The sequence below is a fragment of the Streptomyces sp. PA03-6a genome, assembly GCF_033792765.1.
Lineage (GTDB): Bacteria > Actinomycetota > Actinomycetes > Streptomycetales > Streptomycetaceae > Actinacidiphila.
The window spans coordinates 1-4,494 of record NZ_JARAVK010000435.1 but is presented as its reverse complement, the minus strand read 5'-3'; the positions used below and the strand labels follow the sequence as shown (position 1 = coordinate 4,494).

The 4,494-nt window shown below is 73.7% G+C and carries 4 protein-coding genes and 1 pseudogene; 3 read left to right on the top strand and 2 right to left on the bottom strand.

Translation table 11 applies throughout. The features are described 5' to 3' along the window. Positions 1–105 precede the first annotated feature (105 nt). A complete protein-coding gene (locus tag PV350_RS44880) occupies positions 106–738 on the bottom strand; it encodes a TetR/AcrR family transcriptional regulator (protein WP_500339098.1) in 633 nt (210 codons plus the stop codon). Positions 739–828: 90 nt separating this feature from the next. Here PV350_RS44880 and PV350_RS44875 point away from each other — a divergent pair, with 90 nt between their 5' ends. Further along, positions 829–2,205 (top strand): GH1 family beta-glucosidase, encoded by a 1,377-nt coding sequence (locus PV350_RS44875; RefSeq protein WP_499514883.1) that lies wholly within the window; start codon positions 829–831, stop codon positions 2,203–2,205. 94 nt (positions 2,206–2,299) lie between these two features. After that, a complete protein-coding gene (locus PV350_RS44870; protein ID WP_500339097.1) occupies positions 2,300–3,565 on the top strand; it encodes an MFS transporter in 1,266 nt (421 codons plus the stop codon). On the opposite strand, the gene PV350_RS44865 is transcribed toward PV350_RS44870, so the two are convergent. Next, the gene (locus PV350_RS44865; protein ID WP_499514885.1) at positions 3,562–3,978 is read right to left on the bottom strand and encodes a contact-dependent growth inhibition system immunity protein; all 417 of its coding nucleotides are present in this window, start codon (positions 3,976–3,978) and stop codon (positions 3,562–3,564) included. The genes PV350_RS44870 and PV350_RS44865 overlap by 4 nt on opposite strands. Positions 3,979–4,239: 261 nt before the next feature. Here PV350_RS44865 and PV350_RS44860 point away from each other — a divergent pair. Next, positions 4,240–4,494: pseudogene (locus tag PV350_RS44860) on the top strand (hypothetical protein); the annotation flags it as partial.

Sequence of the window (4,494 nt, the reverse complement as noted above, 5' to 3'; positions counted from 1 at the left end):
GAGGTCACCGCCCGCAAGGGCTGACCCCGGCACACCACCGGCAGCACACACGCACCGGAGCCCCGTGACGCCCCCTGACGGCACCACGGGGCTCCGGCGTGTACGTCACCCGCCCAGGTAGCCCCGCAGCAGCCGCTTGCACTCGGCGATGAGCACCGGATCGCCCTCGGGGTCCCGGCGGAAGGCGAGTCGCAGGACCGCGTCGGCGGACTCGAGGGCGACGTGCAGCCGCACGCGCGCGGCGGCCTGGTCCCGGTCGCCGAGCAGCCCGCCGACGAGGAACCAGAGCCGGTCGGCGACGGCCGCGTTGTTCTCCAGCACCGCGTCGAGGAGGTGGACGCTGCGGGGGTCCTCGCGGCCGATCGCCCCGAAGTCCACGACGCCGAAGCCCGGTACGGCGCGGCGCATCGCGACGTACTCCTCGATCGCCAGGTCCACCATCGCCCCGATCCGCGGCGGGCGTTCGGCCTCCACCCGGCGGGCGAGTCGGTCGGCGAAGCGCCCCAGGTTCCGTTCGGCCAGCGCGCCCAGCAGCCCGTCGACGCCGGGGAAGAACTGGTACAGCGTCCCGATCGGGACGTCCGCGCGCCGGGCCACCTCCTTGGTGGTGAGCGCCGTGTAGCCGACCTCGTCCAGCAGGTGCGCGCAGGCGTCCAGGATCCGGTCGAAACGTTCCCGGCTGCGCTGCTGCACGGGGCGGCGGCGGAGGGGGCCGGACGGATCGGTGGCTGCCTGCATGGTCCCACTCTGCCGGATCGGGTGTACGTTGGCGAGGCCCAACATGAGCAACACTCATGTTTTTCGCGTACGGCAGAGGAGAGGATCCCGATGTCCCCGCTTCCCGCCTCCTTCAGCTGGGGTGCGTCCACCGCCGCGTACCAGATCGAGGGCGCCGTCGCCGAGGACGGCAAGGGGGCGTCCGTCTGGGACACCTTCAGCGCCCGGCCCGGCGCGATCCGCGACGGCCACACCGGTGAGGTCGCCTGCGACCACTACCACCGCCACACCGCGGACGTGGCGCTGATGAAGGGCCTCGGGCTCGACGCCTACCGCTTCTCGATCTCCTGGCCGCGCGTCCTGCCGGAGGGCCGGGGCCGCGTCGAGCCGCGCGGACTCGGCTTCTACGACCGCCTGGTGGACGAACTCCTCGCGGCCGGCATCACCCCCACGCCGACCCTCTTCCACTGGGACCTCCCGCAGGCGCTGGAGGACGGGGGCGGCTGGCTGAACCGGGACACGGCCCGCCACTTCGCCGAGTACGCCGCCGTCGTCGCCGGGCGCCTCGGTGACCGGGTCACGCGCTGGATCACCCTCAACGAGCCCTTCGTCCACATGGTGTTCGGCTACGCCTTCGGCACCCACGCCCCCGGCCGCGCCCTGATGCTGGAGGCGCTGCCCGTCGCCCACCACCAGCTGCTCGGGCACGGGCTCGCCACCGCCGCGCTGCGCGCGCACGCCGCCGTCCCCGCGCAGGTGCTGATCGCCAACAACTGCACCCCGGTGCGGACCCGCGAGGGCGCCACCGACGCCGACCACGCCGCCGCCGCGGCCTACGACGCCCTGCACAACCGGCTGTTCACCGACCCGCTGCTGCTCGGCGGCTACCCCGACCTGTCCGCGTACGGGCTGACCGACCCGACGTGGGGCGGCGTGGTCCACGAGGGCGACCTCGCGGTGGTCGCCGCATCCCTCGACGGCCTGGGCGTCAACTACTACAACCCCACATGGATCGCCGCCCCTTCGGCGGAGGCCGGCCTGCCCTTCGACATCCTGGAACCGGACGCGGCCGTCCCTGGTCCCCCGTACCCGCGCACGGCCTTCGGCTGGCCGGTGGTGCCGGACGGCCTCACCGAACTGCTCACCGGTCTCGACGCGCGGTACGGGGCCGCGCTCCCGCCCGTCTGGATCACCGAGAACGGCTGCTCCCAGGCCGACCACCCCTCGGACGACGGCGAGGTCCGGGACGAGGCGCGCATCGACTACCTGCGCAGCCACATCGAGGCCGTCGAGACCGCGCACGCCCGCGGGGTCGACGTACGCGGCTACTTCACCTGGTCGCTGCTGGACAACTTCGAATGGGCCGAGGGCTACCACCAGCGCTTCGGGCTCGTCCACGTCGACTACGCGACCCAGCGGCGGACACCGAAGGCCTCCTACCACTGGTACCGGGAGCGCATCGCGCAGGCACGCCGCACCGCGCCCTGATCCGTCCGTATCCCTTGGCGGCCCGCCGGCCCGGCACTACACTCGCGCGAACATGAGATGACCTCATGTTCTCGGGTGCTGCAGGGGGAACCGCATGCGCCACACCGGTGAGGAAGCCGCCCACACCCCGGACGCCCTGTCGGCCGAACCGGTCGCCCGGGTCCGTCCGGGCTGGACGGCCCTGCTCAGCCTGGCCACCCTGGCCGTGTTCATGGCCTTCATGACCCCGATCCAGATCCTGCTGCCGCTGCAGCTGGAACACATCGACCCGGCCGGGAAGCACACGGCGCTGTCCTGGGTGACCGGCGCCGGCGCCCTGGTCGCGATGGTCGCCAACCCCGTGGCCGGCGCCCTGTCCGACCGGACGGCCTCCCGGTTCGGGCGCCGCCGGCCGTGGATCGTCGGCGGCGCGCTGGCCGGGGCGGCGGGACTGCTGGTCACGTCCGGTCAGCACACCGTCCTCGGCGTGGCCCTCGGCTGGTGCCTCGCCCAGGCCGGGCTCAACGCCATGCTCGCCGGGGTCACCACGCCCATCGCCGACCGGGTGCCGGTCGCCCAGCGCGCCGAGGTCTCCGGGTGGACCGGCATCACCCAGTCCCTCGGTCTGGTCATCGGCGCCGTCGTCACGACCACCGTGGTCACCGGGGTCGCCTCGGGCTATGCGACGATCGCCCTGCTGACCGTCGTCCTCGCGCTGCCCTTCGTGCTCCGCTTCGGCGAACCCGCGCTGCCCCGCGCGCTGCGTCCGCCGCTCGACCCGCGGCGCCTGGTCGCCGGCCTGTGGGTGAGCCCGCGCCGCCACCCGGACTTCGGCTGGGCCTGGCTGACCCGCTTCCTGATCAACCTGGGCAACGCGATGGGCACGCTGTACCTGCTCTACTACCTCACCGACTCGGTCGGCATCGAGGACCCCGACACCGGCGTACTGGTGCTCACCCTGATCTACACCCTGTGCGCGGCGCTCACCGCCGTGCCGGTGGGCGTGCTCTCCGACCGGGCCGGCCGCCGCAAGGTCTTCGTCCGGCTCTGCGCCGTCGTCATGGCCCTCGGCGCGGTCCTGCTGGCCTGCGTCCACACCTGGCCCGCCGCCATGGCCGCGGCCGCGGTGCTGGGCGCCGGTTTCGGGATCTACCTGGCCGTGGACCAGGCCCTGGTGACCCAGGTCCTCCCGGCCGCCGAGAACCGGGCCAAGGACCTCGGCGTCATCAACATCGCCAACTCCGGCCCCCAGGTGCTCGCCCCCGCCGTCGCCGCCCCCGTCATCTCCCACCTCGGCGGCTACACCGGCCTGTACCTCGCGACCGCACTCGTCACGCTGCTCGGCGGACTGCTCATCGCCAAGGTGCGCGCGGTCCGTTAGCGACGAAGAGAGCCGAAACGGACGAGGTCCTGGGCCGTGCCGCGCGGCAGGCCGGCGACCGCCGCCTCCGGCAGGCCCGCGATGACGGCGCTCAGGCGGGCGGCGAGATCGGGCAGTGCGGCCCATGCGGCGTCAGGGACTCCGGCAGCCGCGAGCAGCAGGTCCCCCTCGTAGAAGCACGCGTCCAGCAGCGGCTCCTCCACGAGGAGCCGCACCGCGAGGGGCAGGACGTACGGCAGGCCCACCTGCTGGGTGAGCAGCACGCGCAGATCCGCCGCGCCGAGGTCGCCGAGCGGCACGCGCCGCAACGCGTGCACGGCGCGGACGAGATGGGTCGCGTCAGCGGACGGAGCCTCCCAGCGGGGCGGGTCCAGTTCGTCGAGCGTGCGGTCGAGGTGCAGCAGCCGGTCCATGGCGACCATTCTCGGCGCAGGGATACCTGTGCCCCGTCCGGCTGCGCCCCCCGGGCGGATCAATAGAGGCCTTCGATCAAGCGATAGGAAGGCGGTCTTGGACGCGCGCCGCGCGGCGACGCCACGATCGAGGGCGTGATCCCCGTCGTCACGGAAGAGCCGCCGTGGGCCGGATACGGGGATGGTTCCGAGGAGTCCCCATGCTGATTCCGCGCGCCCCGGGGGCCTGTACCCCGCCCCGCCCCGAGACAGGTCACCCCCATGGCGACTGACGCGCCCGGGGCGACCAGGACCGCCGACGCCGCGTCCCGCCAGGCGGAGCCGGCGCCCGAACGCCGCCGCAAGCACCACCTGCCGCGGCTGCCCCCGCGGACGATCGCCTCGGCGGCCGTCACGACCTCGGTCGGACTGGCCGTGCTGGTGGCGCTGGGCACGCTCACGCACCAGACGGTGCTCGTGCCGCCGCTCGCGGCCACGATGGCGATCGTCACCGCCACCCCCGAATCCCCCCTCGCC

Bases quoted from the DNA above. Each gene is read 5' to 3' on its own strand.
- PV350_RS44870 (WP_500339097.1), top strand. From the start codon at position 2,300: ATGCGCCACACCGGTGAGGAAGCCGCCCACACCCCGGACGCCCTGTCG.
- PV350_RS44880 (WP_500339098.1), bottom strand. From the start codon at position 738: ATGCAGGCAGCCACCGATCCGTCCGGCCCCCTCCGCCGCCGCCCCGTG.
- PV350_RS44875 (WP_499514883.1), top strand. From the start codon at position 829: ATGTCCCCGCTTCCCGCCTCCTTCAGCTGGGGTGCGTCCACCGCCGCG.
- PV350_RS44865 (WP_499514885.1), bottom strand. From the start codon at position 3,978: ATGGACCGGCTGCTGCACCTCGACCGCACGCTCGACGAACTGGACCCG.